We start from the raw sequence: 25,795 nt of genomic DNA, 5'->3' as shown, positions 1-25,795 counted from the left end.
CGCGCCTTGCGTTCCGGACGGTCAATGGCCGAAAGGATGCTGAGCGTCACCGTGACCCACAGCAACGCTGCCAAAAACACCAAGGCAATTTCCATCTCAGTGCCCATGCTTAATTTTAGGCTGCCGGGCTCCCGCCGGCGGGGCAGTCCCGAGAATTTATGAGCCTTCCTGCCGCTCGAGCCGTCACGCCCTAGAACAAGCCCAATTGCCGCACGGCAGCCAGAACGTCCGGGACTTTAACCGCCAGCAAAGCAGGGTCCGGCTCTGCCGAGAACGTGTCACCCCGCCGAAGATCGGCCTTTGTCAGGACGATGTGCGGCCCCGGCGGAGGGCCCCAGAGTTCAGGAGGCGCAGGCCCGAACAACACCACCGACGGCGTCCCGTACGCCGAAGCCAGGTGCGCGGCCCCGGTATCCGCGGAGATCACCAGGCGTGCCGCGGCGATCGTGGCCGCGAATTCCCCCAGCGACAGCCCGCCAGCCAGGACGGCCCCGGGCGGAAGGCCGGCCCGGCGGCACACGTCCACCGCCCTGTCCTTCTCCCCGCTGCCCCCCGTAAAAACGACATTGTGTCCCGCTTCCACAAGGTTGGCGGCAACTGCAGCGAACCTGTCGGCCGGCCACAGCCGGCTGCCGTAGGCTGCCCCGACGTGCAGGACTGTGGCACCGGGAACCGGGCTGGGGACGTGCGGCAGGTGCAGTCCTACATCCAGCGGGTCCGCGTCAATGCCATGCCACTCCAGGAGCCGGACCCAGCGTTCCCGTTCGTGCAGTTCCGCGCGCCACGGCGGTCCATCCCGGTCCGGGCCTCGATGTCCTATGGTCCGCCGGGCCTTCAAAGCATCGATCCGCCCCTGGCTCTCCGGGCCGCTTCCGTGCAGGTTGACGGCTACATCCACCACTCCCGCTTCCATGGCCAGCGGCTCGTCAAGACCGTGGGTGGGCAGGAGTTCATAACCGCCCACCAATCCCAAGGCTTCCGAAAGCCACCCCTGGGCGGCATACCGGAGCCTGTGCTCCGGGAACGCCCGCCGGAGCGCCTTCAGCGCAGGGACTGCAACCAGGAGGTCGCCCAGCTTAAGGGCACGCAGGACCAGGAGCTCCGGTTTTCCATCGATGACGTCACTGCCGCGTTCAAGGTGCCGCACGCCGCTCATGCGCCCTGCCTCACTGCTGCGGTTGCCATCAGGCTCCGCACATCCTCGTACACATCGCGCACCGGGACGCCTGCAACGATGGAGTCGTTGTGCACGCAGCGCGGTGCGGTCCAGCCCACCTGCGTGACATCGATGCCACAGCTGGGGCACGTAGTCACCCAGGACGCGTGAATCCGGTGAAGGCTTCTGCCCAGCGCTCCTGCATTAATGATGTTCCCCGCCCAGAAGATCCCCACCGTGGGCACGCCGAGGGCCTGGGCAAGATGGCGCGGGCCGCTGTCATTTCCGACCACCACAGCGGCCTCCGCCAGCAGGGATACCAATTCGGCCATGTCCAGTGCCCCGGCCACCGAGGTGACGGCTGCCGATGCAGCCTGTTCCGCAATCCGCTCTGCCAGCTCCTGCTCGCTCTTGTCCCCGACGAGCACCACCCGGCAGCCGTCGGCCCCGCAGGCAGCGGCAAGTTCAGCAAATTGCCCAACCGGCCAACGACGGCGGGGATCTGTTGCGCCGGGATGGATCACCACGAGGGGCTGGCCGCCGTCGTCATCTGTTCCGTCACATGCACCGCGGAACTTTGTAAGCGGCTCGAGGCGGGCCTCAAGGTCAAGCGGGAACGCCCCGGCGAATCCCGCGACCTCCACCGCCCGCAGGGGTTCGTGCTGGTAATAAAGGTATGGAACGGTCCGTTCCAGGCTGGCGGCGTCAGGCGTCCGGGTGCCCACCGTGTGGCGCGCACCGAGCCGGAGCAGGAAAGGGTTCGAATATCTGCCGCCGCCGTGCACCTGGACGGCGAGGTCGAAGTTCCGGGACCGCATGTCCGCAAAAAAAGCTTCCAGTGCTTCCGGGTCTTCATCACCGGGACGGACCCCCTCTGCAAACGGAAGTATGCAGACCTCGTCCACCGGGCCCTTCACAGCCGCGAGCAGCGACTTGTGGATTGGCGACCCCAAAAGGGTCAAGGTGGCGTCCGGATAGGCCGCCTTCAGGGCGGCCATGGCAGGAATGGCGAAGATCAGGTCGCCCAGGCCGCCGCCCCGCAACACGGCGATCCTGGACACAGAATCGAACTTTTCCAGCACCGGGCCGACTCCTGTGCCAACCTGCCCGGCACCACCGAACTCTGCAGTGAGCTGCTCCACATACGCCCCTTCGATCCGGGCGGAGATCGCGCCGCTTGCCGCGGCCCCTCCGCTGCCTGCGCGGCCATGCCACCCGCCAGGTGTGATGGCCGCCTCCCCTGAACCCGTACCCAGGCGGGCGCAAATATACTCCGCCTATTGGGGAATAGCCGTCCGATGCTGTACGTTTCATACGCGACAGGCGAACCAAAGAAAAGAGAAGCACCCAAAGTGGCAACCGATTACGATGAACTGCGTTCCGACGTCAAGGAATCGCAGGACAACTCCCTCGAGCAGCTCCAGTCAGCAAATGCTCCCGACGCGCGCAGCGTTGTCCTTGAGCTGGATGAAGCTGACGGGCTCGACGGCGCCGGCGTCCCCGGTGGCGAATTCGTCGCCGAGGAGCTCGTGGTACAGGTCATTCCGCAGGCTGACGACGAGTTCACCTGCTACTCCTGCTTCCTTGTCCGCCACCGGTCGCAGATTGCCCGCCAGAAGGACGGGCACAGCTACTGCACCGAGTGCGAGGGCTAGGAAAACAGGCCTGACGCGGCGCTGCGGATAAGTCCGCGGCTCCGCCAGCTTGAATGGCACGCTGCCCGGCAGCGTGCCTTTCCGCGTTTAAGGCGGTTCCAAGGCAGCGTCCAGCAGCCGCTAGTACTGTGGGCGGCTATGGATCTGTGGCAAACCCTGGTCGAATCGCTCCGCCGTACGGAGGTTCCGGCCATTACCTTCCAGGAGCTCCTGCTGGTGCTCCTCGTGGCAACGGCGCTCTCCATTCCCCGCCGCTCCTGGCGGTACTTCGGACTGCTGGCAACCGCGGTCCATGAGCTGGGGCACGCCCTTGCCGCGGTCACCAGCGGGCAGCGGCTGTCCGGCATCAGGCTGCGGCTCGACCATTCGGGAACCACCACCACGTACAGCCGGAGCAGGGCCGCCGCGGCCTGGTCGTGTTTCTGGGGTTACCCCGTCCCCGCAGTCGTCGGCGCGGGATTCGTGACTGCCGGTTTCAGCGGCTGGGGACCTGCAGCGATCGCGGCCAGCATCCTTGTGCTGGTCGCATCCATGCTCTTCCTCCGGAACCTGGCAGGATTCCTTGTCACCGCCGTTGCCATTGCTTGTGCCCTCGCCCTCATCCTGCTCGTGCCCCATGCTTTCGTGGGCCATGTCGCCGTTGTCCTGGGCCTGGCGATGCTGGTGGCAGCCGTCAGGGACCTTTTCAAGCTGGCAAACGTCCACCTCCGCCGCAGGGACCGGCTGGCGACGTCCGACGCCTACCTCCTGTACCGCGCCACGGCCGTGCCGTCCGGTGTATGGATCTTCCTGTTTGCCGTTCTCGTTGCAGGTTCCTGGGTGGCTGCCTGGCAGCCGATCTCCCTGATCCTTGGCCGGGGCGCTTAGGCTAATGCCATGAGCCAGGAAACGGACAGCATCCAGCAGGCCGCCAGCGGCGCGACGGCGGACCACAGCACCCGCGGCGCTTACGTAACCGGCGGTGCCGAATTCACCAGGGACACCAACTACATCGAGGACCGCATCACCCGCGATGCCAGGCCGGGCGACAACGGCGAGCCGGGCTGGCCGGTGGAAGCAGGGCGGTACCGCCTCATCGCAGCCCGGGCCTGTCCCTGGGCCAACAGGACGGTCATCGTCCGGAGGCTCCTGGGCCTGGAGGACGCCATTTCCCTGGGGCAGCCCGGGCCCACCCACGACGCGCGCTCCTGGACGTTCGACCTCGACCCGGGCGGCGTGGATCCGGTCCTGGGGATCGAACGGCTGCAGGAGGCATATTTCAAGCGGTTCCCGGGATATCCCCGCGGCATTACCGTCCCCGCCATCGTCGACGTCGCGACCGGAGAAGTCGTCACCAACAATTTCCCGCAGATCACCCTTGACTTATCGACGGAATGGACCCAATTCCACCGGCCCGGCGCGCCAAAGCTGTACCCGGAACATTTGCGCGAAGAGATCGACCAGGTCAACAGGAGGGTGTTTACCGAGGTTAACAACGGGGTGTACCGGTGTGGCTTTGCCGGGTCCCAGGAGGCGTACGACTCAGCCTACGAGCGTTTGTGGGCGGCCCTGGACTGGCTGGAGGACCGGTTATCCCGCCAGCGCTACCTGGTGGGAGACACCATCACGGAAGCAGACGTCCGGCTTTTCACCACGCTGGCGCGCTTCGACGCCGTCTATCACGGCCACTTCAAATGCAACCGCCAGAAGCTCACCGAAATGCCCGCCCTCTGGGCCTACGCAAGGGATCTTTTCCAGACGCCCGGTTTCGGGGACACCACCGACTTCGTGCAGATCAAGCAGCACTATTACATCGTCCATGAAGACATCAACCCCACCGGGATCGTCCCCGCCGGCCCCGACCTTGGCGGATGGCTCGAAGAGCACGGCCGCGAGGCACTGGGCGGCCGGCCTTTCGGGGACGGGACTCCCCCGGGCCCGGTCAGGAAGGGCGAGGAAGTAGCAGCAGGACACGGAGCCGGTCACTAGAAGGAAAGCGTTTTCTGGATAAACTGTCCGGGTGCAGACATCCCACGGTTTCGCAGCGCCCGGTTTTGACAATGTCCTGGAACTGTTTGAGTCCTTCCTCGTCGAGGATTCCGGCTACAGCGCCCAGGTAGCGGCCTATCATCACGGGACGCGCGTTGTGGACCTTACCGGTGGCCCGGACATGAGCCCGGACACCCTCACCGGCGCATACTCCTGTTCCAAAGGCGTGGCAGCGATGGTGGTGGCCCTGCTGGTCCAGGACGGGCTCCTTAATCTGGACGGCACCGTGGCCAGCTACTGGCCGGAGTTCGGCGCCCATGGAAAGGACCGGCTGCTGGTCCGCGAGGCCCTGTCCCACCAGGCGGGGCTGCTGGGCCTTGAGGGCGGCTTCGGCCTTGATGAATTCACCACCCCTGCTGCCGCCGAGCGGCTGGCCGCGGCCAAACCCACGTGGCAGCCGGGACGCCAGTTCGGCTACCACGCCCTGACCATCGGGATCCTCATGGAGGAGCTCTGCCGGCGCGCGGCGGGCGAATCGCTGCAAAGCCTCTATGAGCGCCGGATCCGCAAGCCGGAGAACGTCGACTTCTTCCTGGGCCTGCCGGCAGACCTGGAACCGCGCTACCGTGACGTCCTCTACCAGGACCCGGCCGGGCAACCCTGGCTCGATCCACTCAGCCTGGACGGCCTGAACAGCAACGCTCCGGTCAGCACCATTATGGAGCTTCCCAACATCCGCAGTGTCCGCGCGGCAGGAATGTCAGCAGCCGGCGGCGTCGGATCGGCCGAAGGCCTCGCCAGGCTGTACGCTGCCGCCACCACCGGCGCCGAGGGCGAACCGCCGTTCCTCACACCCGGAACAATTGACCTGATGGCCGCGGAACAGGTGTGGGGGCTTGATCGGTCCTCAGGGCTGGACAACGCGTTCGCCGTCGTCTTTATGAAGCCGCATCCCTCGAGGAACTTCGGCAGCCACCACGCGTTCGGCCATGAAGGGGCCAACGCGGCACTAGGTTTCGCCGACCCCGCCTACTCCCTGGCCTTCGGCTACATCCCCCGCCGTCAAGAGGACGGACGTACGCCAGGCAGAGCCCATCGGCTTGCCTCCGAGGTGCGCCGTTCGGCGGCGGCCCTCTCCCGGTAGCCGCTCCTGCAGCCGTTTCGGCCGCTGCTCCGGGGCCCTGACCAGCAGCTTTGGACGCCCACGCAAAGCGCCATACTGTGGACCGGATGGCTAACACTCAAGTACGGCAGCAAGCCCGGTGGGCCAGGGGAACCCGCCTCCTGAAGAATGCCCTGGCAGAACTGTCGGAGGCATTCGCCGCCCAGCGGCTCCAGCTGGCAGCGAAAGCGGCCGTAGCCGCAGGAGTGGCATTCCTCATCGCACCCCACATGCCCGGTGCCGCGGCCAACTATCCGTACTACGCACCCCTGGGTGCCTTGGTGGCGATGTACCACAACGTTGCCGGCTCCGTGAAGCAGGGGCTTCAGGCCCTCACCGGCCTCGCCCTGGGCATCGGGCTTGCCGTTGTCCTGGTCAGCGTCACCGATCCTTCCCCGCTGACCGTGGCGGTGTTCATGGGCATCGGCGTCCTGCTCGGCGGACTGCCGCGCATCGGCTCCGGAAGCGACTGGATTCCGACGGCGGCCCTGCTTGTCCTGCTGGTGGGCGGCAGCAATCCGGACGACTTTTCGTTCGGCTACCTCCTGCAAATGGGCGTGGGCGTTGCGGTAGGCATCGCCGTGAACTTCCTGCTGTGGCCACCGCTGCACCTGAAGGCAGCAGCGGCCAGCCTGGACGACCTCCGGCGCGCCCTCGGCCAGCAACTGACCGACATGGGGAAGGCGTTGAAGGAGGAATGGCCTCCGGAGCACGAAGCCTGGTCCAAACGGTCCGACGAACTCGCTGAGGCTGCGCGTTCCGTTCGGCACCTGGTGAAGGAAGCGGACGCAAGCCGCCGCGCGAACCCCCGCCGGAAGCTCCACCCGAGGGACGTTGACCTCGACTACCGGAACCTGCGCGAGCTCGAACGCGTGACGTTCCATATCCAGGACATGACCGATGTGCTGTCGGACGTGATCTGGGTCAGCGACGCGCCCTACGCCGTCCCGGTGCAGGACAGCGAACCGCTGGCTGATGCCATGACGGCGACCGGTGAGCTGCTGCGCTCCTTCAGCGACAGCGACGAACCGACGCAGCGAGAGCGGTTCCGGGCGGCCCGGGAAGCGGTGGAAGCCTGCATGGCTGCCACCGCCTCCCGGGAACCAACGGGCGATGCCGTACCCGCGTCGGAATCGATCCTGCTGAGCCTCCACCGCATCCTGCGGGCGGTCCGCCCGGCCGATTAAAGCGCGGTGACGGAACCGCTGAAGTGGCGCCGGCCGGACCGGGGGTTCCAGGCGACAAAGCCCGACCGCCGCCAGGCCCCCGATTCGTCCTGCTCGCTTCCGATCTCCAGCGCCACCCGGCTGGGAAGGAAAACCGGAGCGTCGAAATCGACGTCCCAGATGAAGGCATCACCGCGCACTGAACCGACGTCGGCGAGCGCCCGCGACGCGAGGTACATGCCATGGGCGATGGAACGCCGCATGCCCAGGGCTTTCGCTGACAGCACGCTGAGGTGGATCGGGTTGAAGTCGCCGGACACGGCGGCGTAGGCCCGTCCCGCGTCCACGCCCAGTTGCCACAGCGCCGTCGGATCCGGGGCCTTGAAGTCGCCCTTTGGCGGTGCCGCCGAGGGCTTATCGATGCCGGGCAGGAACACCCCTTTGGCCAGGTAAGTGGAGGTTCCATGCCAGGAGATGTCATCTTTCCCTGCGAGGCGCACCTCCGCGATGACGTCCACCTGCGTACCTGCGCGGTGGCCCCGGAGGTTCTCCACCCGGGCCGTGATGTCCAGGGCGTCGGTGAACAGGACGGGCGAGCGCTGTTCCACCCGGTTGCGCAGGTGGATCATGCCGAGCAGGGGCAGCGGGAAGTCATCCCGGTTCATCACGCTCATGGCCACGGGGAAGGACAGGGCGTGGATGAACCCGGCGGGCAGGACGTCGCTGGCTGTCTCGCCCAGCAGGTGCTGGTAGGCGGTCAGGTTGGCCACGTCCACGGTCACACCGCGAACCTCGTGGGTCTCGGACGGCAGGTCTGCCTGGTCGTGGGTCCCCAGCAGCCGGCGCCTGGCCGCCTGGGCGGCCGCGTTGACGTAGAGCTTGGACAGCGAGGGCATGTCGCCGAGGATGACCGGCTGGGCGGGCGTCATGCCCCCACCATGTTCTGCCCGCAGACCCGCAGTACCTCGCCGTTGATGCCCCCGGCGGCATCGCTGGCAAGGAACGCTATGGTTTCGGCGACGTCGGCCGGCTTGCCGCCCTGCTGCAGGGAGTTGGCCCGGCGGGCGACTTCCCGCAGGGCGAACGGAATCCGCTCGGTCATTTCGGTTTCGATGAACCCCGGCGCGACGGCGTTGATGGTGCCTCCGGCAGCCGCCACCAAGGATGACGTTGCGCGGACCATCCCCATCACTCCACCCTTTGACGCGGCGTAGTTGGTTTGCCCCCGGTTGCCGGCTATGCCGCTGGTGGAGGCAACAGAGACAATTCGTGGCGCCGGCCCGAAGTGTTCGGAAGCGAGCAGGGCCTCGTTGATCCGCAGCTGGGCGGAGATGTTGATGTTGATCACCGAGCTCCAGCGTCCGTGGTCCATGTTGGCCAGCAGCTTGTCCCGCGTGATGCCTGCGTTATGGACCATGATGTCCAGCCGCCCGTGCCGTTGCACGGCATGTTCCAGGATCCGTTGGCCGGCGTCTTCCCGGGTGATGTCGAGCTGAAGGGCAGTCCCCTTCACCGCGTTGGCCACAGCAGCCAAATGGTCTCCTGCCGCGGGCAGGTCCACAAGCACCAGCGTGGCGCCGTCGCGGTGCAGGGTACGCGCGATCTGGGCGCCGATTCCCCGGGCTGCCCCCGTCACCACGGCCACCTTGCCTGCCAGGGGCCGCTCGACGTCGTCGGGCAGGCTTCCGGCCGCGCTGGAAACGGTCAGGAACTGTCCATCCACGTAGGCCGAACGGCCAGAGAGGAAGAACCGCAGCGCAGCCAGGACCGAAGGACTTGCTGCCTCCACTCCCCCGTCCAGGAGGATACCGTTCCCGGTTGCACCTGCACGGAGTTCCTTCGCCAGGGAGCGGAGGAACCCGTCCACGCCCTGCCGGGCAGCGGCCGCCGCCGGTGTGTCTGTTTCCCCGGACGGCCGTGAAACGGTCACCACGCGGGCGCAGGGTCCGAGGTCCCGGAGGGAGCCCGCTGCGGCAAGAACCGGTTTCTCAAGATCCCGGGGGTGCGCCACCTCGTCCAGAACCAGAATGATGGCGCCGAGCTTTTCCCGCGGCACCGCATGCCGCCGGACATCGAGGTCCCATGACAAGAGCTCTGCGGCCAGTTTGTCTGCTGCTGCCGTTTCACCCAGGACCACAACAGGTCCGGTAACCAGCGGCTGCCCGGGTTCGTACCTGCGCAGGACTGCCGGCTGCGGCAGACCCAGCTTTTTGGCCACATTCTTACCGAGCCCCTGGTTCACCAGCTGGGCGTACTTGTCCGTCATCCGGTCCCCCTACAGCGATTCGAGGAGAGCGACGACGCCCTGACCGCCGGCCGCGCAAACAGAAACCAGGCCCCGGGCCGGACGTCCGTCAACGCTGCCCTTTTCGTGGAGCAGTTTGGCGAGCGAGGCTACGATCCTGCCGCCGGTAGCGGCGAACGGGTGTCCGGCCGCCAGCGACGATCCGTTGACATTGAGGCGTGCCCGGTCGATCTTGCCGTATGCCCCGTCCAGGCCGAGCCGGGTCCGGCCGAATTCCTCGTCCTCCCAGGCGGCAAGCGTGCTGAGAACCGTCGCTGCAAAGGCTTCATGGATCTCGAAGTAGTCGATGTCCGCCAGGGTGAGGTTGTGCCGGGCCAGCAGCCGGGGCACGGCGAAGACCGGCGCCATCAGCAGCCCGTCCTTGCCATGCACAAAGTCCACCGCAGCGGCCTCGGCGTCCACCACAGCTGCGAGCTTGGGAAGGTCGCGGGCGTCGGCCCACTCGTCCGAGGCCAGCAGGACTGTGGAGGCGCCGTCCGTCAACGGGGTGGAGTTGCCGGCGGTCATGGTCGCGTCGGCGCCCAGGCTCCTGCCGAAGACCGGCTTCAGGGACGCGAGCTTTTCCATGGAGGTGTCAGCCCGAAGGTTGCCATCCCGCGTCAGCCCGCGGTAGGGCGTGACGAGGTCGTCGAAGAATCCGGAATCGTAGGCCGCGGCAAGGTTCCGGTGGCTGTTCAGGGCCACCTCGTCCTGCGCCTCACGGGAGATCTTCCACTGCGCCGTGGTAAGCGCCTGGTGTTCCCCCATGGAAAGCCCCGTCCGCGGTTCAGCGGTTCCCGGTGCCAGCGGGGCCAGGTCCTTGGGCCGAAGGCGGCTGAGGATCTGGAGCCGCTGCGGAAGGGTCTTGGCTCGGTTGAGGTCCAGGATCACTTCCCGGAGTCCCTCGCTTACCACCACGGGCGCGTCAGAAGCGGAGTCGACGCCGCCGGCAATTGCCGAGTCGATCTGGCCCAGCTTGATCTTGTTCGAAAGCCCCACCACGGTTTCCAGTCCAGTGGCGCATGCCTGCTGCAGGTCATAGGCGGGAGTCTCCGGGGACAGGGCCGACCCCAGGACAGCCTCGCGGGTGAGGTTGAAGTCCCTGGAGTGCTTCAGGACCGCGCCGGCTGCCACTTCACCGAGCCGTTCATCCTGGAGCCCGAAGCGTGCGATCAGGCCGTCCAGGGCCGCCGTCAGCATGTCCTGGTTGGAGGACTTGGCGTAGGCGGCACCGGAGCGGGCAAACGGAATCCTGTTGCCTCCCACAACGACAGCCCTGCGGAGGGCAGGGGCGGAACTGGCTGCGGCGCCTGGTGTTGCGGGGCCGTTGATGGACTGTCCGTCAATGGACATGGCTGTCTCCTCTGGTCACAAGCGATTACCGATACCCAGCGTACCTGATACGCTGGGTATCGTGAATATTTCGGACTCCTCCCTTGACGCGTCACCTGCCGGGGCAAGTGCTGACGGCAGATCGGCACGCTGGCAGACACACCGGGAGGAGCGGCGGCGCCAGCTGATAAAGCAGGCGCGGCGTGCGGTGCACGCGCTGGGCAGCGACGCCTCCATGGAAGACATCGCTGCCGCTGCCGGAACATCCAAGTCGGTCTTCTACCGCTACTTCGGAGACAAGGCCGGACTGCAGCAGGCCGTGGGCGAAGTAGTGCTCGACCAGATGCAGCGCCGCATCCGGGAGGCCGCCCAGAGTGCCCTGACGCCCCGGGAAGGGCTGCTGGCCATGGTGTCGGCCTACCTGCAGATGGCCGACACGAGCCAGAACGTCTACACCTTCGTTACCCGTTCCGCGGCTGCGGAGTCTGCCGACAATGCCGCGGGAGGCCCTGTCTCCGGAGCCCTGGGACACTTCTTCGACGCCGTGGCGGAGATGATCGCCACGCCCATGCGCTCGCATCTGGGCGATGGCAAGGAATCCGTCATCGGTTACTGGCCCAAGGCGGCAATCGGCCTGGTCCGCAATGCGGGCGAACAATGGCTGAGCACGCCCGACTCCCCCGCAAAGCCGGGCCAGGAAGCCATGGCACGGCAGATCACCGCCTGGCTGTGCGTCGGCATAGCCCCCGAACTGACCCCTTCAAGCACCACCAAACCGCCTGTCAGCACCAGCAAAGGATATTGACATGACCGAAGTAGTGGACCGCCCCGCCGGCAAGGGCCACAAGCCTGCCACCACGGCCCACCCCGTAACCGACCACGCCCAGCCTGCGGTCAACGTAGACGCACTGGGCCGGCAGCTCCTCGGCAAGTGGGCGGCTGTCCGGCTGCAGTCAAGGGACCTGGCAGGACGCCCCGAACTGCACAAGATCGAGGGGATGACGCACAGCGACCACCGCGCCCGGGTGTCCGGGCAGCTGAAGTACCTGGTGGACAACAGCGCCGTCCACCGTGCCTTCCCGTCCGCCCTGGGCGGCTCGGACGACCACGGTGGAAACATCGCCGGCTTTGAGGAACTGGTGGTCGCCGACCCGTCCCTGCAGATCAAGGCAGGCGTGCAGTGGGGCCTCTTCGGTTCGGCCGTCATGCACCTGGGCACCGAGGAGCACCACACCAAATGGCTTCCCGGCATCATGAGCCTGGAAATCCCGGGCTGCTTCGCCATGACCGAGACAGGGCACGGCTCCGATGTGGCCAGCATTGCCACCACCGCCACCTACCACCCGGAAACCGAAGAGTTTGTGGTGCACACCCCCTTCCGCGCCGCGTGGAAGGACTACATCGGAAACGCCGCCATCGACGGGCTGGGAGCCGTGGTGTTCGCGCAGCTCATCACCCGGGGCGTCAACCATGGCGTCCATGCCTTCTACGTTGACCTTCGCGACCCCCGGACGAAGGAATTCCTTCCAGGCATCGGCGGTGAGGATGACGGCGTCAAGGGCGGGCTCAACGGCATCGACAACGGCCGGCTGCACTTCACGAACGTCAGGATCCCCCGCACCAACCTCCTGAACCGCTACGGTGACGTGGCCCCCGACGGCACCTACTCGTCCCCCATTGCGAGCCCGGGCCGGCGGTTCTTCACCATGCTCGGCACCCTGGTCCAGGGGCGGGTCTCCCTGGACGGGGCGGCTGTGGCGGCCTCCAAGGTCGCCCTCAAGGCAGCCGTCCACTACGCCGCCGAGCGCCGCCAGTTCAACGCGTCCAGCCACACGGATGAAGAAGTCCTGCTTGACTACCAGCGCCACCAGCGGCGGCTGTTCACCCGGCTCGCCACCACGTACGCCGCCGGTTTCGCCCACGAACAGCTCCTGCAGAAGTTCGACGACGTCTTCTCCGGCGCCACCGACACCGACGCGGACCGCCAGGACCTGGAAACCCTCGCCGCGGCACTCAAGCCGCTCAGTACCTGGCATGCCCTCGACACACTGCAGGAATGCCGCGAAGCCTGCGGCGGTGCCGGCTTCCTGATCGAGAACCGGTTCGCCTCGCTCCGGGCAGACCTGGACGTCTACGCCACCTTCGAGGGGGACAACACCGTCCTGCTGCAGTTGGTGGCGAAACGGCTCCTGGCCGACTACGCGAAGGAATTCCGCAGCGTGGACTTCGGCGTCCTGGCCCGGTACGTGGTGGGCCAGGCGACCGGCACTGCCATCCACCGCACGGGGCTGCGCCAGGTGGCCCAGTTCATGGCGGACACCGGGTCGGTGCAGAAAGCAGCGATCGCCCTGCGTGACGAGGAAGGCCAGCGTGCCCTCCTCACCGACCGGGTTCAGACCATGGTGGCCGAGGCCGCGTCCGCGCTGAAAGGCAGCAACAGGCTCTCCCAGGAAAAGGGGGCCGCCCTGTTCAACCGGCACCAGAACGAACTGATCGACGCAGCCCAGGCCCATGCCGAACTGCTCCAGTGGGAGGCCTTCACCGAGGCGCTGCGCGACGTCACGGATCCCGGCACCAAAACGGTGCTGACCTGGCTGCGGGACCTCTTCGGCCTCAGCCTGATCGAAAAGAACCTGTCCTGGTACCTCATGAACGGCCGCCTCTCCATGCAGCGCGGCCGCACGGTGGGCGAATACATCAACCGGCTGCTGGTGAAGATCCGCCCGCACGCGCTGGACCTGGTGGATGCCTTCGGCTACGGCGATGAGCATGTCCGGGCAGCAGTCGCAACCGGCGCCGAGAAGATCCGCCAGGACGAAGCCCGGGCGCATTTCAGGGCCCAGCGGGCGAGCGGCAAGGCAGCCGTGGACGAAAAAGTGCTGCTGGCAAGGACCGCTGCCGGGCGCCACAGCTGACCCCGGGCCGCGGCTGCTGACCGCATAAACGACGGCGGCGCCGCTTCCCCCGGGGGAAGCGGCGCCGCCGTCGTTCTGTCGAAGGAGGGTCAGTGCGCTGCGGGCAGCACCGAGCGGTACACCTCAAGCGTGGTTTCGGTGATGGATTCCCAGGAGAAGTGCTTCTCGGCACGGAGCCTGCCCGCCTGGCCCATGGCGCGGGCGCGTTCGGGGTCCGACACGACTTCGGTGAGGGCCGCGGCGAACTCGCTGACGAACTTGTCCGGATCCAGCGGCGTGCCGGTGCCGTCCGTCACCTGCTCCAGGTCCACCAGCAGGCCGGTCTGGCCGTGCTCAACCACTTCGGGGATGCCGCCCGTGGCGCTGGCTACGACGGCAGCGCCGCAGGCCATGGCCTCGAGGTTCACGATGCCGAGCGGCTCGTAGATGGAGGGGCAGGCGAAGGCGGTGGCGTGGCTGAGCACCTGGATCAGTTCGTGCCGGGGCAGCATGCGTTCAATGAGCACGACGCCGGTCCGCTGGCTTTGCAGGTCCTCGATCAGCCGGGCGGTCTCGGCGGCCAGCTCCGGGGTGTCTGCCGCGCCGAGGCACAGGACCAGCTGGACGTCGTCGGGCAGCTTCGCTGCGGCCCGGAGGAGGTAGGGCACGCCCTTCTGGCGGGTGTTCCTGCCCACAAACACGACGCTCGGTTTGGCAGGGTCGATGCCCAGGGCGCGGACGGCGTCGTCGTTCTCGTCCCGGTTCCACAGTTCAACGTCGATGCCGTTGTGGACCACGCGGACCTTCTCAGGGTCCACGCTGGGGTAGCTGCGCAGGATGTCCTGGCGCATGCCCTCGGACACGGCGATGATTGCCGCGGCTGCCTCGTAGGCGGTCTTCTCGACCCAGGAAGAGAGCGCGTAGCCGCCGCCGAGCTGTTCGGCCTTCCACGGACGCAGTGGTTCCAGGCTGTGGGCGCTCAGGACGTGCGGGATGCCATGCAGCAGCGAGGCCAGGTGCCCTGCCATGTTGGCGTACCAGGTGTGCGAATGGACCAGGTCCGCGCCCTCGACGTCCGGAACGATCCGCAGGTCCACGCCGAGCGTCTGGACGGCGGCGTTGGCCGAGCCAAGATCCTCCGGCACGGAGTAGGACGTCACATGGGCGCCATGGTAATCGGCGTCGCGGGGAGCCCCAAAAGCACGAACCTGCAGGTCAACGTGCTTACTAAGCACCCTGCTCAATTCGGCCACATGCACCCCGGCGCCGCCGTAGATCTCCGGCGGGAACTCTTTAGTCACAATGTCTATTCGCACAAGACCCAAGGTAGTCCTTCACGCATAACTGTTCTAGTGTGAAGGAGTCCGGGCATGCCGGACTGTTTGGGGAGATACGAAGGCGTACAGGAGCGACCACTATGCCGTTGAACAAAAAAGTCCTGGCCATTGTCCTCGCAGGCGGTGAGGGAAACAGACTGATGCCACTGACGGCAGACCGCGCGAAACCGGCGGTGCCCTTTGCGGGCAGCTACCGCCTTATCGACTTCGCCCTGTCCAACCTGGTGAATTCCCGCTACCTTCAGATCGTCGTCCTGACCCAGTACAAGTCGCACAGCCTGGACCGGCATATCTCCGAGACCTGGCGGATGTCCACCCAGCTGGGCAACTACGTTGCCTCGGTGCCGGCGCAGCAGCGCGTCGGCAAGAGCTGGTTCCTGGGCAGCGCCAACGCCATCTACCAGTCCCTGAACCTCATCCACGACGCCAACCCGGACATTGTGGTGGTGGTCGGCGCCGACCACGTATACCGCATGGACTTCGCCCAGATGGTTGCCCAGCACGTCAACAGTGGCGCCAAGGCGACGGTGGCCGCCGTACGGCAGCCCCTCAACATGGCCAACCAGTTCGGCGTCATCGAGGTGGACCAGAACGACCCCCAGAAGATCGCGGCGTTCGTGGAGAAGCCCGCCTCCACGCCCGGCCTTGCAGCCGACCCCACCCAGTTCCTGGCCTCCATGGGCAACTACGTCTTCGACGCCGACGCACTGGTGGACGCCCTGCACGTCGACGCCGAACGGCTGGACACCAAGCACGACATGGGCGGGGACATCATCCCCTACTTCGTCAACCAGGGCGAGGCGGGCGTCTACGACTTCACGCTCAACGAGATTCCGGGATCCACCGAGCGGGACCGCACCTACTGGCGCGACGTGGGAACCATCGACTCCTTCTACGACGCGCACATGGACCTGATCTCCCCGCTGCCGGTCTTCAACCTCTACAACTCCGAATGGCCCATCTACACCCGGCAGAGCATCTCCCCGCCCGCCAAGTTTGTCCGCGGCCAGAACAACACCGTGGGCACGGCGCTCGACTCCATCGTCTCCAGCGGCGTGGTCATCTCCGGCGGCGTGGTGGAGGGATCCGTCCTGTCCAACGACGTCTACGTGGCAACGAGCAGCCGCGTGATCGACTCGGTCCTGATGGACAAGGTGCAGGTGGGTGAGGGCGCGGTCATCAACAGGGCCATCATCGACAAGAACGTCAAGGTTCCCGCCGGTGCAGCCATCGGACTCGACGCCGACCTGGACCGGGCGCGCGGCTTCAAGGTCACTGAGTCCGGCATCACCGTCCTGGCCAAGGGCCAGAAAGTTCCCGAGCCCGGCGAAGAGGAGAGGCAGCTGGCAGCCAGGAACCTGCACCTCGTCCCCAACGCGGTCAAGGCCGCCGCGGCACAGTACCCGGATGTCCAGGAGTCCGTGGACAAGGTGGCCCAGACCCATGCAGCTGCGGCAGCCGACGCCGGTCCCCGCGCCCGGCTCTCCTAGACTGGCTGTTCCGTGGCCGGCGGCACCCCAAGGGGCGCCGCCGGCGGCGTTTAAGCTGCCGCTTCGGGCTGTAAAATTAGCCTAATGAGCTCCCCCGACCTGACCCCTGAGGAAATCCAGGCCTGCCTCAAGGTCCTGAACACCATCCACGCCTATGACGAGGAGCACCCGGACTACATCTCTGTGCGCCGCGCCACCGGGAAGATGTTCAAGGCCGTCAAGCGGCACCGCCGGGTCACCAAGCGGGACCTCATCGCCGAAGCCGACCGGGCCGTCCTTGCCCAGACGGCAACCGCCGCGCCGGACAGGATCGACGACGAAACGCGCGGCAACAAGCTTGCCCCTTCCGCCACGGGGAAAGTGGCCGGACATCTCATCCGGTCCCGGCCTTGCTACATCTGCAAACAGCACTACACGCAGGTGGACGCCTTCTACCACCAGCTGTGCCCGGAGTGCGCTGCCTTCAGCCACAGCAAGCGCGATGCCCGGACCGACCTGACCGGGCGCCGGGCGCTGCTCACCGGAGGCCGGGCGAAGATCGGGATGTACATTGCGCTGCGGCTGCTGCGCGACGGCGCCCACACCACCATCACCACGCGCTTCCCCAAGGACGCCGCGCGCCGCTTCGCCGCCATGGAGGACAGCGGGGAATGGCTGCACCGGCTCCGCATCGTGGGCATCGACCTCCGGGACCCCGCGCAGGTCATGGCCCTCACTGACTCCCTCAATGAGGCAGGGCCGCTGGACATCATCATCAACAACGCGGCGCAGACCGTCCGCCGCTCCGGCAACGCCTACAAGCCTTTGGTGGATGCCGAGGACGAGCCGCTGCCCGCTGCCCTGGAGCGGTCCAACGGCGGTCCGGAGCTGCTGACCTTTGGCCACGCACACGACAAGCACCCGCTTGCCCTGGCCGGCAGCGTCACGGAGCATCCCGTGCTGGCCGGTGACGCCATCACATCGCTTGCACTGTCCACCGGCTCCGCTTCACTGGAACGCATCGCGTCCGGGACGGCGATCGATGCCGGCGGGCTGGTGCCGGACCTCGCCACGATCAACAGCTGGACCCAGGTGGTGGATGAGGTGGACCCGCTGGAAATGCTGGAAGTGCAGCTCTGCAACGTCACCGCGCCGTTCCTGCTGGTCAGCCGGCTGCGGGAAGCCATGAAACGGTCCACCGCCCGGCGCAAGTACATTGTCAACGTCTCCGCCATGGAAGGCCAGTTCTCCCGCGCCTACAAAGGCCCGGGGCACCCGCACACCAACATGGCCAAGGCTGCGCTGAACATGATGACACGCACCAGTGCCCAGGAAATGCTGGAGACGGACGGGATCCTGATGACCGCCGTCGATACCGGATGGATCACCGACGAACGCCCCCACTTCACCAAGGTCCGGCTCATGGAGGAAGGCTTCCACGCCCCCCTGGACCTGGTGGACGGCGCCGCCCGCGTCTACGATCCCATCGTCATGGGCGAGAACGGCGAAGACCAGTACGGCGTGTTCCTGAAGGACTACAAACCCAGCCCCTGGTAGCGGTAAGCTCGCGGCATGAACGCCGAGCCAGCCTCCACTGAAGAGCCATCGTCCGCCGTGCAGAACCTTGAACACCATGAATGCTGGGCCATGCTCCGGACGGTATCCGTCGGCCGGCTCGCCATCGTGGTCGACGGGCGCCCGGACATCTTCCCCATCAACTACACCGTGGACGGCGGCACAGTAGTGTTCCGTACCGGCGAAGGCACCAAGCTGTCCGGCGCCTCGGGCGACTCTCCCGTGGCGCTTGAAGCCGACGGCGTGGATCCCTCGACCGGCATGGCGTGGAGCGTGGTACTCAAGGGCACCTCTGCCGTGGTCAGGGGCACCGAGGAAGTCCTGGACACGGCGCGGCTCTACCTCTTCCCCTGGCAGGCGGGGCACAAGGATGCCTTCGTCCGGGTCACCCCGGACAGCGTGACCGGACGCCGGTTCAAGGTGACAGATCCCCTGACCTGGTGGACCCAGCACAGCAGCGCCGCAAAGTCCTCGCCGGAATAACGCGGCCATAAACCCGGAAATCGGAGCCCAAACCCGGGACTGGTCAGGCGAGCTGCGTGATCTCCACGCTCACGCTCAGGGCTGAACCGCCGCCGCCGGACAGGATGCCCTTGAGCGGGGAGACGTCACGGTAGTCGCGCCCCCGTGCCACGGTGACGTGGAAGTCGCCCGCCGGCTTGTGGTTGGTGGGGTCCCAGCTCCGCCATTCGCCGTCCCACCACTCCAGCCAGGCGTGGGACTGTCCGGCGACAGTCTCCCCGATGCCGGCGCTAGAGCGCGGGTGCAGGTAGCCGGAGACGTAGCGGGCCGGAATGCCGCAGCTGCGCAGCGCACCGATCGCAAGGTGGGCCAGGTCCTGGCAGACGCCCTGGCGCTGGCCCCACGCCTCTTCGGCGTTGGTGGTGACGCCGGTGGAACCGGACATGTACGTCATCTCGCCGCGCATCCACGCGAAGATGGCCATGGCGGCCTCGTGCGGGTTCTTCCCGGCAACCACCTCCGGGATGATTCCCAGGACCTCCTCGCCGGGGCCGCTGAGCCGGGACTGCGGCAGCCAGTCGCTGAACGTGTTCAGCGTGTCCGGCGACGCCAGGACGTCCCAGCCCACGATGTCCGCCTCGGACGGGATCTTCTCGGCCCGGTGGACCTCGACGGTGATGTTGGAGACCACCTCCAGGTGCTCATGCGGCATCTGCATGTCGAAGGCCGTGACCCGGGTGCCCCAGTAGTCGCGGTAGGTGCTGACGGCAGCCTGCGACGGCGAGACCTTCACCACCGACTCCAGCACCACCTGCTGGGAGTCCGTCAGCGGCGTCATCCTGGCCTCGTTGTAGGACAGGGTGACGCGCTTGTTGTACTTGTACGCCGTCTTGTGGGCGATGCTCAGCCGGGTCATGAAACTTCTCCCACCCAGGCCAGTTCATCCGCCTGATTGAAGTACTTACGGGAAATGGCGTCCGATGCCTGCGACACTGCCTTCTGCACGCGCTCCATGTGTTCCGGCAGCTCGGACATGAGGTCGTCGGTGCGGTGGAACTCAAGGAACGTGCGGGCCTGGCCCACGATCCGGCGGGCGTCGTTGATGAAGCCCACCCGCTGTGCTGAGGGGTCGAGTTTGGCCAGGCATTCGTCGGCGTCGCGCAGGGCGTAGACGATGGAGCGCGGGAACAGCCGGTCCAGCAGGAGGAACTCGGCCGCATGCTGGTCGCCGAAGGCCGCCCGGCGGGTCCGGAGGAAGGACTCGTAGGCGCCGGCGCAGCGGAGCATGTTCACCCAGGACATGCCCGCGGACAGCACGTCCCGGGTGGACAGCATGCGGGCGGTCATGTCCGCGCGTTCCAGGGAGCGGCCCAGCACCAGGAACAGCCAGCTCTCGTCATGGCTCACCGTGGTATCCGCCAGGCCGCTGACCATGGCTGTACGTTCCAGCGTCCAGTTGCAGAACCGGTAGGTGCCCACCACGTCCTTGCGGTGCTGGCTCAGCCCGTAATAGGTGGTGTTCAGGCTCTCCCAGAGACCGGAGGACACTGTTTCGCGGGCACGCCGTGCGTTCTCGCGGGCAGCGCCGAGGGAGCCGGCGATGGACGTGGCACTGGTCTTGTCATAGGCAAGGGCGTGCAGCAGTTCCGGCAGCCCGAAGTCCTCGTTCTGCGGGCGGGCGCCCATGACGGCCAGGAGTTCCTGGGCCACGCTCTTGCGTTCTTCCATGGGCAGGTGGTTCAGCCGCTCCAGGTGGACGTCCAGGATGCGTGCGGTGCCGTCCGCCCGCTCCACGTAGCGGCCGATCCAGAACAGGGATTCGGCAATTCGGCTAAGCATTCGCGGCTACCTCCTGCGGGCCCGAAAAGGGAAAAGACTTCTGCCGGGCTGTATCCCGGCTCACTGCTGCTGCTCCGACTGGCGGTCGCGCCAGTTGCTCTCCACCGGCCAGACGGAGACCCGCTCGCGCACCGAGATGGAGGGCCGGGGAACGGTTTCCACGGGCATCTGCGGCGAATCGGCGAGGACCCAGGTGTCCTTGGAGCCGCCGCCCTGGCTGGAATTCACGATCAGCGACCCTTCCTTCAGCGCCACACGGGTCAGGCCGCCGGGCAGCACCCAGACGTTGTCGCCGTCGTTCACCGCGAAGGGGCGCAGGTCCACGTGGCGGGGACCGAACTTGTCGCCGCTGAGGGTGGGCACGGTGGAGAGCTGGAGCACCGGCTGGGCGATCCAGCCGCGGGGATCACTGATGATCCGCTGGCGGAGCGCGTCCAGCTCGTCCTTGGAGGCGTCCGGGCCGATCACCAGGCCCTTGCCGCCGGAGCCGTCCACCGGCTTGACCACCAGCTCGGCCAGGTTGTCCAGGGTGTACTCCCGGGCTTCCTTCTCCTCGAGGCGGAACGTGTCCACGTTCGCGATGATGGGCTCCTCGCCGAGGTAGTAGCGGATCAGGTCAGGAACGTAACTGTAGACCAGTTTGTCGTCCGCGACGCCGTTGCCCACGGCGTTGGCGATGGTGACCCCGCCGGCGCGGGCGGCGTTGACCAGGCCCGGGCAGCCGAGCATGGAATCGGCGCGGAACTGCAGGGGGTCCAGGAAGTCGTCGTCGATCCGCTTGTAGATGACGTCCACGCGCTGCTCACCGGCGGTAGTGCGCATGTACACGCGGTTTCCGCGGCAGATCAGGTCACGGCCCTCCACCAGCTCCACGCCCATCAGGCCCGCGAGCAGCGTGTGCTCAAAGTAGGCGCTGTTGAACACACCGGGGGTCAGGACTACCACGGTGGGGTCGTCGACGCCGGCCGGTGCGGTCTTGCGCAGGGCGGACAGGAGCCGGCGGGGGTACTCCTCCACCGGGCGGATGAGCTGCTGGCCGAACGCTTCGGGCAGGCCCTTGGCCATGGCGCGGCGGTTTTCCAGGACGTAGCTGACACCCGACGGGACGCGCACGTTGTCCTCCAGGACCCGGAACGTCCCGGCAGCGTCACGCACTACGTCGATGCCCGAGATGTGCACGCGGACGCCGCCTGCGGGCTCGAAGCCGTGGACCTGCCGGTGGAAGTGCGCGCTGGTGGTCACCAGCTGGCGGGGGATCACGCCGTCGGACACCACGGTCATTTTGTCGTACACGTCGTTAAGGAACGCCTCCAGCGCGCGCACGCGCTGCGCGACGCCGCGTTCCAGGACATCCCACTCGGCGGCGGGGATGACCCGCGGCACGATGTCCAGCGGGAAGGGGCGCTCCTCCCCCGCGAAGTCGAAGGTGACGCCACGGTCCAGGAAGGTGCGGGCCATCGAGTCGGCGCGGGCACTGACGTCAGCCAGGGAGAGCTTGCGGAGTGCCTCTGCCACCTGCCCGTACGAGTCCCGTGCCTGCTGGCCTGGGGCGAACATCTCATCGTAGGCTCCGGTCCGGGCTGCGGCCTCGGAGTAGTCCTGGAATAGGTCTGGCATGCCCAATAGCCAACCATCTTTTTGTTTCGAACTCATAAACCGGCCCTCAATTGGCGTGTTGGCCGGGGCCGCCGGTTCGCTGATTCCGCGCCGCATCCGGCACAGTAGGGAGGTGCCAGTCAGCAGAAGCCATCCAGCGTCCGGTGAGGGACAGCCCCGCCGCGCTGGCCGGCTGCTTCCCGGACTGGCCACCGCCGCGGTGGCCCTGGTGGCCGCATTCCTGGTCCACGCCGTGGTTCCGGCCCTGCCGGCGATGACCATGGCCGTGGTGCTGGGGGTCCTGGCGGCGAACCTGCCACTGGCGGGCGTGTGGACTGCCGGGCGGGCCAGGCCCGGCCTCGACTTCGCCGGCAAGCACCTGATGCGCGGCGGGATCGTGCTGCTGGGGCTGAAGGTCAGCGTCATGGATGTCCTGGGGCTGGGCTGGCTTTCGCTGGTCCTGATCACCGGGGTGGTGGCGGCAAGCTTCGGCGGCACGTACCTGATTTCCCGGCTCTTCCGGCTGCCCCCGGTGACGGCCCTCCTGGTGGCCACCGGGTTCTCGATCTGCGGCGCCTCAGCCATCGGCGCCATCGCCGCCGTGCGGCGCATCCGGCACGTGGACACGGTCCTGCCGGTGGCCCTGGTAACGCTGTGCGGGACGCTCGCCATCGGCGTCCTGCCCCTGCTGGTGCATCCGCTCCAGCTCACCGCGCCCGTCTTCGGCGCCTGGACCGGCGCATCCGTGCACGACGTCGGCCAGGTGGTGGCCACGGCGCAAACCGCAGGTACGGCGGCGCTGGGCATCGCCGTCGTCGTCAAGCTCACGCGGGTCCTGCTGCTGGCACCGGTGGCCGCCATGGCCGGCACGCACCAGCGTCTCGCGGTCCGCCCGGACAGCGACGGGGCGGACCCGAAGCTTCCGCCCGTGGTGCCGCTGTTCGTGCTCGGCTTCGTGGCGATGGCGGGACTCCGGTCCACCGGCTGGGTGTCCGGAGAATGGCTGGAAGCGGGGGCGGTGCTGCAGGACGTCCTGCTGGGCGCGGCGCTGTTCGGACTGGGCTCGGCCGTGCGGATCCGCACCCTGCTCCTGACCGGCGGGCGTGCCCTGCTGGCGGCCCTTGCGTCCTGGCTCCTGATTGCCGCCCTGGGACTCGCCGCCGCCCTGCTGATCGCCCGCTGATCCCCGCGCCGGCACCGTGATTAGATAGCTGGGTGTCGAATCAGAATCTGCAGCGCGACGAGGCTGCCGAACGGTCAGCCCTGATCACCACCACCAGCTACGACGTCTCGCTGGACGTGCGGCAGGCAGCGGATCCGGACGTCCCCGGCTACACCAGCCGGAGCGTCATCACCTTCTCCGCCGCCGAGGCCGGCACATCAACCTTCCTGGACTTCATCGGCGGCGGGGTGCACAGCGTGTTCCTCAACGGCAAGGGCCTGCGGGTGGAGGACGTGGTGGACGGGGCGCGGATCCGGCTGGACAACCTGCAGCTCGAGAACCAGGTCACCGTCACGGGCACCGCCCTGTACAGCCGCTCCGGCGAGGGGATGCACCGCTTCGTGGATCCCGCTGACGGCCAGTGCTACCTGTACACGCAGTACGAACCGGCCGACGCCAGGCGGGTCTTCGCGAACTTCGAGCAGCCCGACCTCAAGGCCACCTTCACCTTCCACGTCATGGCGCCGGCGGACTGGCATGTGGCATCCAACGGGGTGGAAACGGCCCGCACGCTGCTCACCAGCGACCCCGCTACCGCCCGCTGGGACTTCGCCACCACGGAGCCCATGTCCACGTACATCACCACCGTGCTGGCCGGCCCCTACTTCAAGGCCGAGGACCGCTGGCAGGCAACGCTCGACGACGGGACCTCCCTGGACATCCCGCTGGCCCTGTACTGCCGGGCGTCCATGGCGGACTCTTTCGATGCGGAGGAGCTGTTCCGGGTGACCAGGAACGGGCTGGACTTCTTCAACCGGCTCTTCGCCTACCCCTACCCGTGGGGCAAGTACGACCAGGCGTTCGTGCCGGAGTACAACCTGGGCGCCATGGAAAACCCCGGCCTGGTCACCTTCACCGACAGCTACGTGTTCACCTCCCGCGCCACCGACGCCCAGTACCAGGGACGTGCCAACACCCTTCTGCACGAGATGGCGCATATGTGGTTCGGCGACCTGGTGACCATGCAGTGGTGGGATGACCTCTGGCTCAAGGAATCCTTCGCCGACTACATGGGCACCCTGGGCGTTGACCGGGCCACCGGCTGGGACTCCGCGTGGGTGAGCTTTGCCAACAAGCGGAAGGCGTGGGCGTACGTCCAGGACCAGCTGCCCACCACGCACCCCATCGTGGCGGACATCCCCGACCTTGAAGCGGCCAAGCAGAATTTCGACGGCATCACCTACGCCAAGGGCGCCTCGGTGCTCAAACAGCTGGTGGCGTATGTGGGCTTTGACGCTTTCATCGCAGGCTCGCGGGAGTACTTCCGCAAGCATGCGTACTCCAACACCACCCTGGCGGACCTCCTGGCGGCACTCAGCGCCGCCTCCGGCCGGGACCTGTCCGGCTGGGCACGGAAGTGGCTCCAGACCGCGGGCATCTCCACCCTCGCCCTGGAGGTCACGCCGGACGCAACGGACGACGGCGCCATCGGCAGTGTGGCGATCGTCCAGGAGGCCGCGGACCCGGTCACGGGACGGGACAAGCCCAGGCCGCACCGGCTCCGGGTGGGCCTGTACGATTTCGACGCCTCCGGCGCCCTGGTCCGCACCGGAAGTGTGGAAACCGACGTCGACGGCTCCGCCACGCCCGTTCCGGACCTGGCGGGCAAGCCGCGGCCAGCGCTACTGCTCCTCAACGACGACGACCTGACCTACGCCAAGGTCCGGCTTGATCCGGTCTCCCTGGACACTGTCCTGGCGTCACTGGACAGGATCATCGACCCCATGGCGCGGGCCCTGTGCTGGACGGCGCTGTGGAACTCGGCCCGGGACGGGGAAAACCCGGCCGCACGCTACGTCGACGCGGTGGCGGCGTTCGGCCCGGCGGAAACCGGCATCGGCGTCCTGCTGAACATCCTCGAGAACGCCTGCACCGCCGTCGAACGCTACACCCCGGCTGCCGGACGGGACGGTGTACGGTCCTCGTTCCTGGCGGCCGTCGCTGCCGAGCTGGACCGTGCCGCCCCCGGGTCCGACCACCAGCTGGCGTGGGCCAGGACGCTGGGCACGCTCAGCAGGCACGAGCCCGCCCTGCTCCCGCGCCTGCGCGGACTGCTGGACGGTACGGCACCCCTCGAGGGGCTGGCGGTGGACGCCGAACGCCGCTGGCATCTCTGGCACGCACTCGCCGCGAACGGCCAGGCAACCCTTGCCGAACTCGATGCCGAACTGGCGCGCGACACCACCGCATCCGGGCGCGCCGGCCATGCCACAGCCGTTGCGGCGCGGCCGGACCCCGCCGTCAAGGCCGCCGCGTGGCAGGAAGCCGTCCACGGCACTGCACTCTCCAACCAGCAGCTCAGCGCCACCATCAGCGGCTTCACCACTGCCCCGGCCGGCCTCCTGGATCCGTACGTGGAACCCTACTTTGAGTGCCTGCGGGACGTGTGGGACGGGCGGAGCATCGAAATCGCCAGCAGGATTGTCCGCGGGCTGTTCCCCCTGAACCAGGACCTCGCGGAAGGCATGGCACCTGCGGACCACCCTGTACTCCGCAGGACCGATGACTGGCTGGCAGCATCCGCCGACGCCCCGCGCGCACTGCGGCGCATCATCGTGGAGCAGCGCAGCCACCTGCTGCGGGCACTCACGGCCCAGGACGCCGTCGTGGTTTCATCAGCGCCGTAGCCTTGTGCCGCCGTGCGCAGCGACCACCCGGCTCGCTGCGCACGGGCAGTC

General features: G+C 67.3%; 21 protein-coding genes. 12 read left to right on the top strand and 9 right to left on the bottom strand.

What is annotated here, in order from left to right; genetic code table 11:
• Window positions 1-190: 190 nt before the first annotated feature.
• Together ACJJV6_RS17400 and ACJJV6_RS17395 are read right to left on the bottom strand one after the other, a co-directional pair.
• Window positions 191-1,156, bottom strand: a complete 966-nt coding sequence (locus ACJJV6_RS17400; RefSeq protein WP_009358566.1) for a glycosyltransferase family 9 protein — start codon at window positions 1,154-1,156, stop codon at window positions 191-193.
• Window positions 1,153-2,298, bottom strand: a complete 1,146-nt coding sequence (locus tag ACJJV6_RS17395; RefSeq protein WP_035753154.1) for a glycosyltransferase family 9 protein — start codon at window positions 2,296-2,298, stop codon at window positions 1,153-1,155. The genes ACJJV6_RS17400 and ACJJV6_RS17395 overlap by 4 nt, the downstream gene beginning before the upstream one ends.
• A 210-nt stretch (window positions 2,299-2,508) precedes the next feature.
• On the opposite strand from ACJJV6_RS17395, the gene ACJJV6_RS17390 reads away from it, so the two are divergent.
• The 5 genes from ACJJV6_RS17390 to ACJJV6_RS17370 all read left to right on the top strand — a co-directional run bounded on the left by ACJJV6_RS17390 (window position 2,509) and on the right by ACJJV6_RS17370 (window position 7,128).
• Window positions 2,509-2,811, top strand: a complete 303-nt coding sequence (locus ACJJV6_RS17390) for a DUF4193 domain-containing protein (RefSeq protein ID WP_009358564.1) — start codon at window positions 2,509-2,511, stop codon at window positions 2,809-2,811.
• Between the two features lie 138 nt (window positions 2,812-2,949).
• A complete protein-coding gene (locus ACJJV6_RS17385) occupies window positions 2,950-3,678 on the top strand; it encodes a M50 family metallopeptidase (protein ID WP_009358563.1) in 729 nt (242 codons plus the stop codon).
• A 9-nt stretch (window positions 3,679-3,687) separates the two neighbouring features.
• Complete coding sequence (locus ACJJV6_RS17380; protein WP_354176882.1) at window positions 3,688-4,779, top strand: glutathione S-transferase C-terminal domain-containing protein; 1,092 nt, start codon at window positions 3,688-3,690, stop codon at window positions 4,777-4,779.
• Between the two features lie 31 nt (window positions 4,780-4,810).
• Window positions 4,811-5,923: a serine hydrolase domain-containing protein gene (locus tag ACJJV6_RS17375; RefSeq protein ID WP_407709462.1), complete on the top strand. Its 1,113-nt coding sequence runs from the start codon at window positions 4,811-4,813 to the stop codon at window positions 5,921-5,923.
• An 86-nt stretch (window positions 5,924-6,009) separates the two neighbouring features.
• The gene (locus tag ACJJV6_RS17370; RefSeq protein WP_200859165.1) at window positions 6,010-7,128 is read left to right on the top strand and encodes an aromatic acid exporter family protein; all 1,119 of its coding nucleotides are present in this window, start codon (window positions 6,010-6,012) and stop codon (window positions 7,126-7,128) included.
• Here the strand turns inward: ACJJV6_RS17370 and ACJJV6_RS17365 are convergent.
• From ACJJV6_RS17365 to ACJJV6_RS17355, 3 genes are read right to left on the bottom strand one after another with little or no spacing between them, the layout of a single operon-like run.
• A complete protein-coding gene (locus ACJJV6_RS17365) occupies window positions 7,125-8,036 on the bottom strand; it encodes a MaoC/PaaZ C-terminal domain-containing protein (RefSeq protein WP_009358561.1) in 912 nt (303 codons plus the stop codon). The two genes, ACJJV6_RS17370 and ACJJV6_RS17365, sit on opposite strands and share 4 nt — an antisense overlap.
• Window positions 8,033-9,373, bottom strand: a complete 1,341-nt coding sequence (locus ACJJV6_RS17360) for a 3-oxoacyl-ACP reductase (RefSeq protein ID WP_009358560.1) — start codon at window positions 9,371-9,373, stop codon at window positions 8,033-8,035. The genes ACJJV6_RS17365 and ACJJV6_RS17360 overlap by 4 nt, the downstream gene beginning before the upstream one ends.
• 9 nt (window positions 9,374-9,382) lie before the next feature.
• A complete protein-coding gene (locus tag ACJJV6_RS17355) occupies window positions 9,383-10,744 on the bottom strand; it encodes an acetyl-CoA C-acetyltransferase (RefSeq protein WP_009358559.1) in 1,362 nt (453 codons plus the stop codon).
• 61 nt (window positions 10,745-10,805) lie between these two features.
• On the opposite strand from ACJJV6_RS17355, the gene ACJJV6_RS17350 reads away from it, so the two are divergent.
• Together ACJJV6_RS17350 and ACJJV6_RS17345 are read left to right on the top strand one after the other, a co-directional pair.
• A complete protein-coding gene (locus tag ACJJV6_RS17350) occupies window positions 10,806-11,528 on the top strand; it encodes a TetR family transcriptional regulator (protein ID WP_035753153.1) in 723 nt (240 codons plus the stop codon).
• 1 nt (window position 11,529) lies between these two features.
• On the top strand, window positions 11,530-13,638 hold the full coding sequence (locus ACJJV6_RS17345; RefSeq protein WP_009358557.1) for an acyl-CoA dehydrogenase: 2,109 nt from the start codon (window positions 11,530-11,532) through the stop codon (window positions 13,636-13,638).
• A gap of 89 nt (window positions 13,639-13,727) precedes the next feature.
• Here ACJJV6_RS17345 and glgA read toward each other — a convergent pair whose 3' ends face one another.
• On the bottom strand, window positions 13,728-14,933 hold the full coding sequence (gene glgA / locus ACJJV6_RS17340) for a glycogen synthase (RefSeq protein WP_035752937.1): 1,206 nt from the start codon (window positions 14,931-14,933) through the stop codon (window positions 13,728-13,730).
• A 101-nt stretch (window positions 14,934-15,034) separates the two neighbouring features.
• Here glgA and glgC point away from each other — a divergent pair, with 101 nt between their 5' ends.
• The 3 genes from glgC to ACJJV6_RS17325 all read left to right on the top strand — a co-directional run bounded on the left by glgC (window position 15,035) and on the right by ACJJV6_RS17325 (window position 18,481).
• Window positions 15,035-16,444, top strand: a complete 1,410-nt coding sequence (glgC, locus tag ACJJV6_RS17335) for a glucose-1-phosphate adenylyltransferase (RefSeq protein ID WP_009358291.1) — start codon at window positions 15,035-15,037, stop codon at window positions 16,442-16,444.
• Between the two features lie 84 nt (window positions 16,445-16,528).
• Complete coding sequence (locus tag ACJJV6_RS17330; protein WP_009358290.1) at window positions 16,529-17,980, top strand: SDR family NAD(P)-dependent oxidoreductase; 1,452 nt, start codon at window positions 16,529-16,531, stop codon at window positions 17,978-17,980.
• Window positions 17,981-17,995: 15 nt separating this feature from the next.
• Window positions 17,996-18,481 carry a pyridoxamine 5'-phosphate oxidase family protein gene (locus tag ACJJV6_RS17325; protein ID WP_009358289.1) on the top strand — a complete coding sequence of 162 codons (486 nt, stop codon included), beginning with the start codon at window positions 17,996-17,998 and terminating at the stop codon, window positions 18,479-18,481.
• Window positions 18,482-18,524: 43 nt separating this feature from the next.
• Here ACJJV6_RS17325 and ACJJV6_RS17320 read toward each other — a convergent pair whose 3' ends face one another.
• Genes ACJJV6_RS17320 through ACJJV6_RS17310 form a run of 3 tightly spaced genes read right to left on the bottom strand, consistent with a single transcriptional unit; the run spans window position 18,525 to window position 21,916 of the window.
• Window positions 18,525-19,376: a transglutaminase family protein gene (locus ACJJV6_RS17320; RefSeq protein ID WP_354176887.1), complete on the bottom strand. Its 852-nt coding sequence runs from the start codon at window positions 19,374-19,376 to the stop codon at window positions 18,525-18,527.
• Entirely contained in the window at window positions 19,373-20,299 is a 927-nt protein-coding gene (locus ACJJV6_RS17315) for an alpha-E domain-containing protein (protein ID WP_009358288.1), read from the bottom strand. Before ACJJV6_RS17315 ends, ACJJV6_RS17320 begins: the two co-directional genes overlap by 4 nt.
• 60 nt (window positions 20,300-20,359) lie before the next feature.
• Window positions 20,360-21,916: a circularly permuted type 2 ATP-grasp protein gene (locus ACJJV6_RS17310; RefSeq protein ID WP_354176889.1), complete on the bottom strand. Its 1,557-nt coding sequence runs from the start codon at window positions 21,914-21,916 to the stop codon at window positions 20,360-20,362.
• Between the two features lie 112 nt (window positions 21,917-22,028).
• Here ACJJV6_RS17310 and ACJJV6_RS17305 point away from each other — a divergent pair, with 112 nt between their 5' ends.
• Entirely contained in the window at window positions 22,029-23,078 is a 1,050-nt protein-coding gene (locus ACJJV6_RS17305; RefSeq protein ID WP_354176891.1) for a putative sulfate exporter family transporter, read from the top strand.
• A 32-nt stretch (window positions 23,079-23,110) separates the two neighbouring features.
• Window positions 23,111-25,744 (top strand): aminopeptidase N, encoded by a 2,634-nt coding sequence (pepN, locus tag ACJJV6_RS17300; protein WP_009358285.1) that lies wholly within the window; start codon window positions 23,111-23,113, stop codon window positions 25,742-25,744.
• Window positions 25,745-25,795 lie beyond the last annotated feature (51 nt).

The organism is Arthrobacter nitrophenolicus (assembly GCF_045833485.1).
Classification (GTDB): domain Bacteria; phylum Actinomycetota; class Actinomycetes; order Actinomycetales; family Micrococcaceae; genus Arthrobacter; species Arthrobacter nitrophenolicus.
This window is presented reverse-complemented; position numbering and strand designations above follow the sequence as displayed.

Coding starts and splice junctions, on each gene's coding strand:
- ACJJV6_RS17360 (WP_009358560.1), bottom strand. CDS start 9,373: ATGACGGACAAGTACGCCCAGCTGGTGAACCAGGGGCTCGGTAAGAAT.
- ACJJV6_RS17345 (WP_009358557.1), top strand. CDS start 11,530: ATGACCGAAGTAGTGGACCGCCCCGCCGGCAAGGGCCACAAGCCTGCC.
- ACJJV6_RS17380 (WP_354176882.1), top strand. CDS start 3,688: ATGAGCCAGGAAACGGACAGCATCCAGCAGGCCGCCAGCGGCGCGACG.
- ACJJV6_RS17385 (WP_009358563.1), top strand. CDS start 2,950: ATGGATCTGTGGCAAACCCTGGTCGAATCGCTCCGCCGTACGGAGGTT.
- ACJJV6_RS17400 (WP_009358566.1), bottom strand. CDS start 1,156: ATGAGCGGCGTGCGGCACCTTGAACGCGGCAGTGACGTCATCGATGGA.
- ACJJV6_RS17365 (WP_009358561.1), bottom strand. CDS start 8,036: ATGACGCCCGCCCAGCCGGTCATCCTCGGCGACATGCCCTCGCTGTCC.
- ACJJV6_RS17330 (WP_009358290.1), top strand. CDS start 16,529: ATGAGCTCCCCCGACCTGACCCCTGAGGAAATCCAGGCCTGCCTCAAG.
- ACJJV6_RS17310 (WP_354176889.1), bottom strand. CDS start 21,916: ATGCCAGACCTATTCCAGGACTACTCCGAGGCCGCAGCCCGGACCGGA.
- ACJJV6_RS17325 (WP_009358289.1), top strand. CDS start 17,996: ATGAACGCCGAGCCAGCCTCCACTGAAGAGCCATCGTCCGCCGTGCAG.
- ACJJV6_RS17320 (WP_354176887.1), bottom strand. CDS start 19,376: ATGACCCGGCTGAGCATCGCCCACAAGACGGCGTACAAGTACAACAAG.
- glgC (WP_009358291.1), top strand. CDS start 15,035: ATGCCGTTGAACAAAAAAGTCCTGGCCATTGTCCTCGCAGGCGGTGAG.
- ACJJV6_RS17355 (WP_009358559.1), bottom strand. CDS start 10,744: ATGTCCATTGACGGACAGTCCATCAACGGCCCCGCAACACCAGGCGCC.
- ACJJV6_RS17370 (WP_200859165.1), top strand. CDS start 6,010: ATGGCTAACACTCAAGTACGGCAGCAAGCCCGGTGGGCCAGGGGAACC.
- ACJJV6_RS17315 (WP_009358288.1), bottom strand. CDS start 20,299: ATGCTTAGCCGAATTGCCGAATCCCTGTTCTGGATCGGCCGCTACGTG.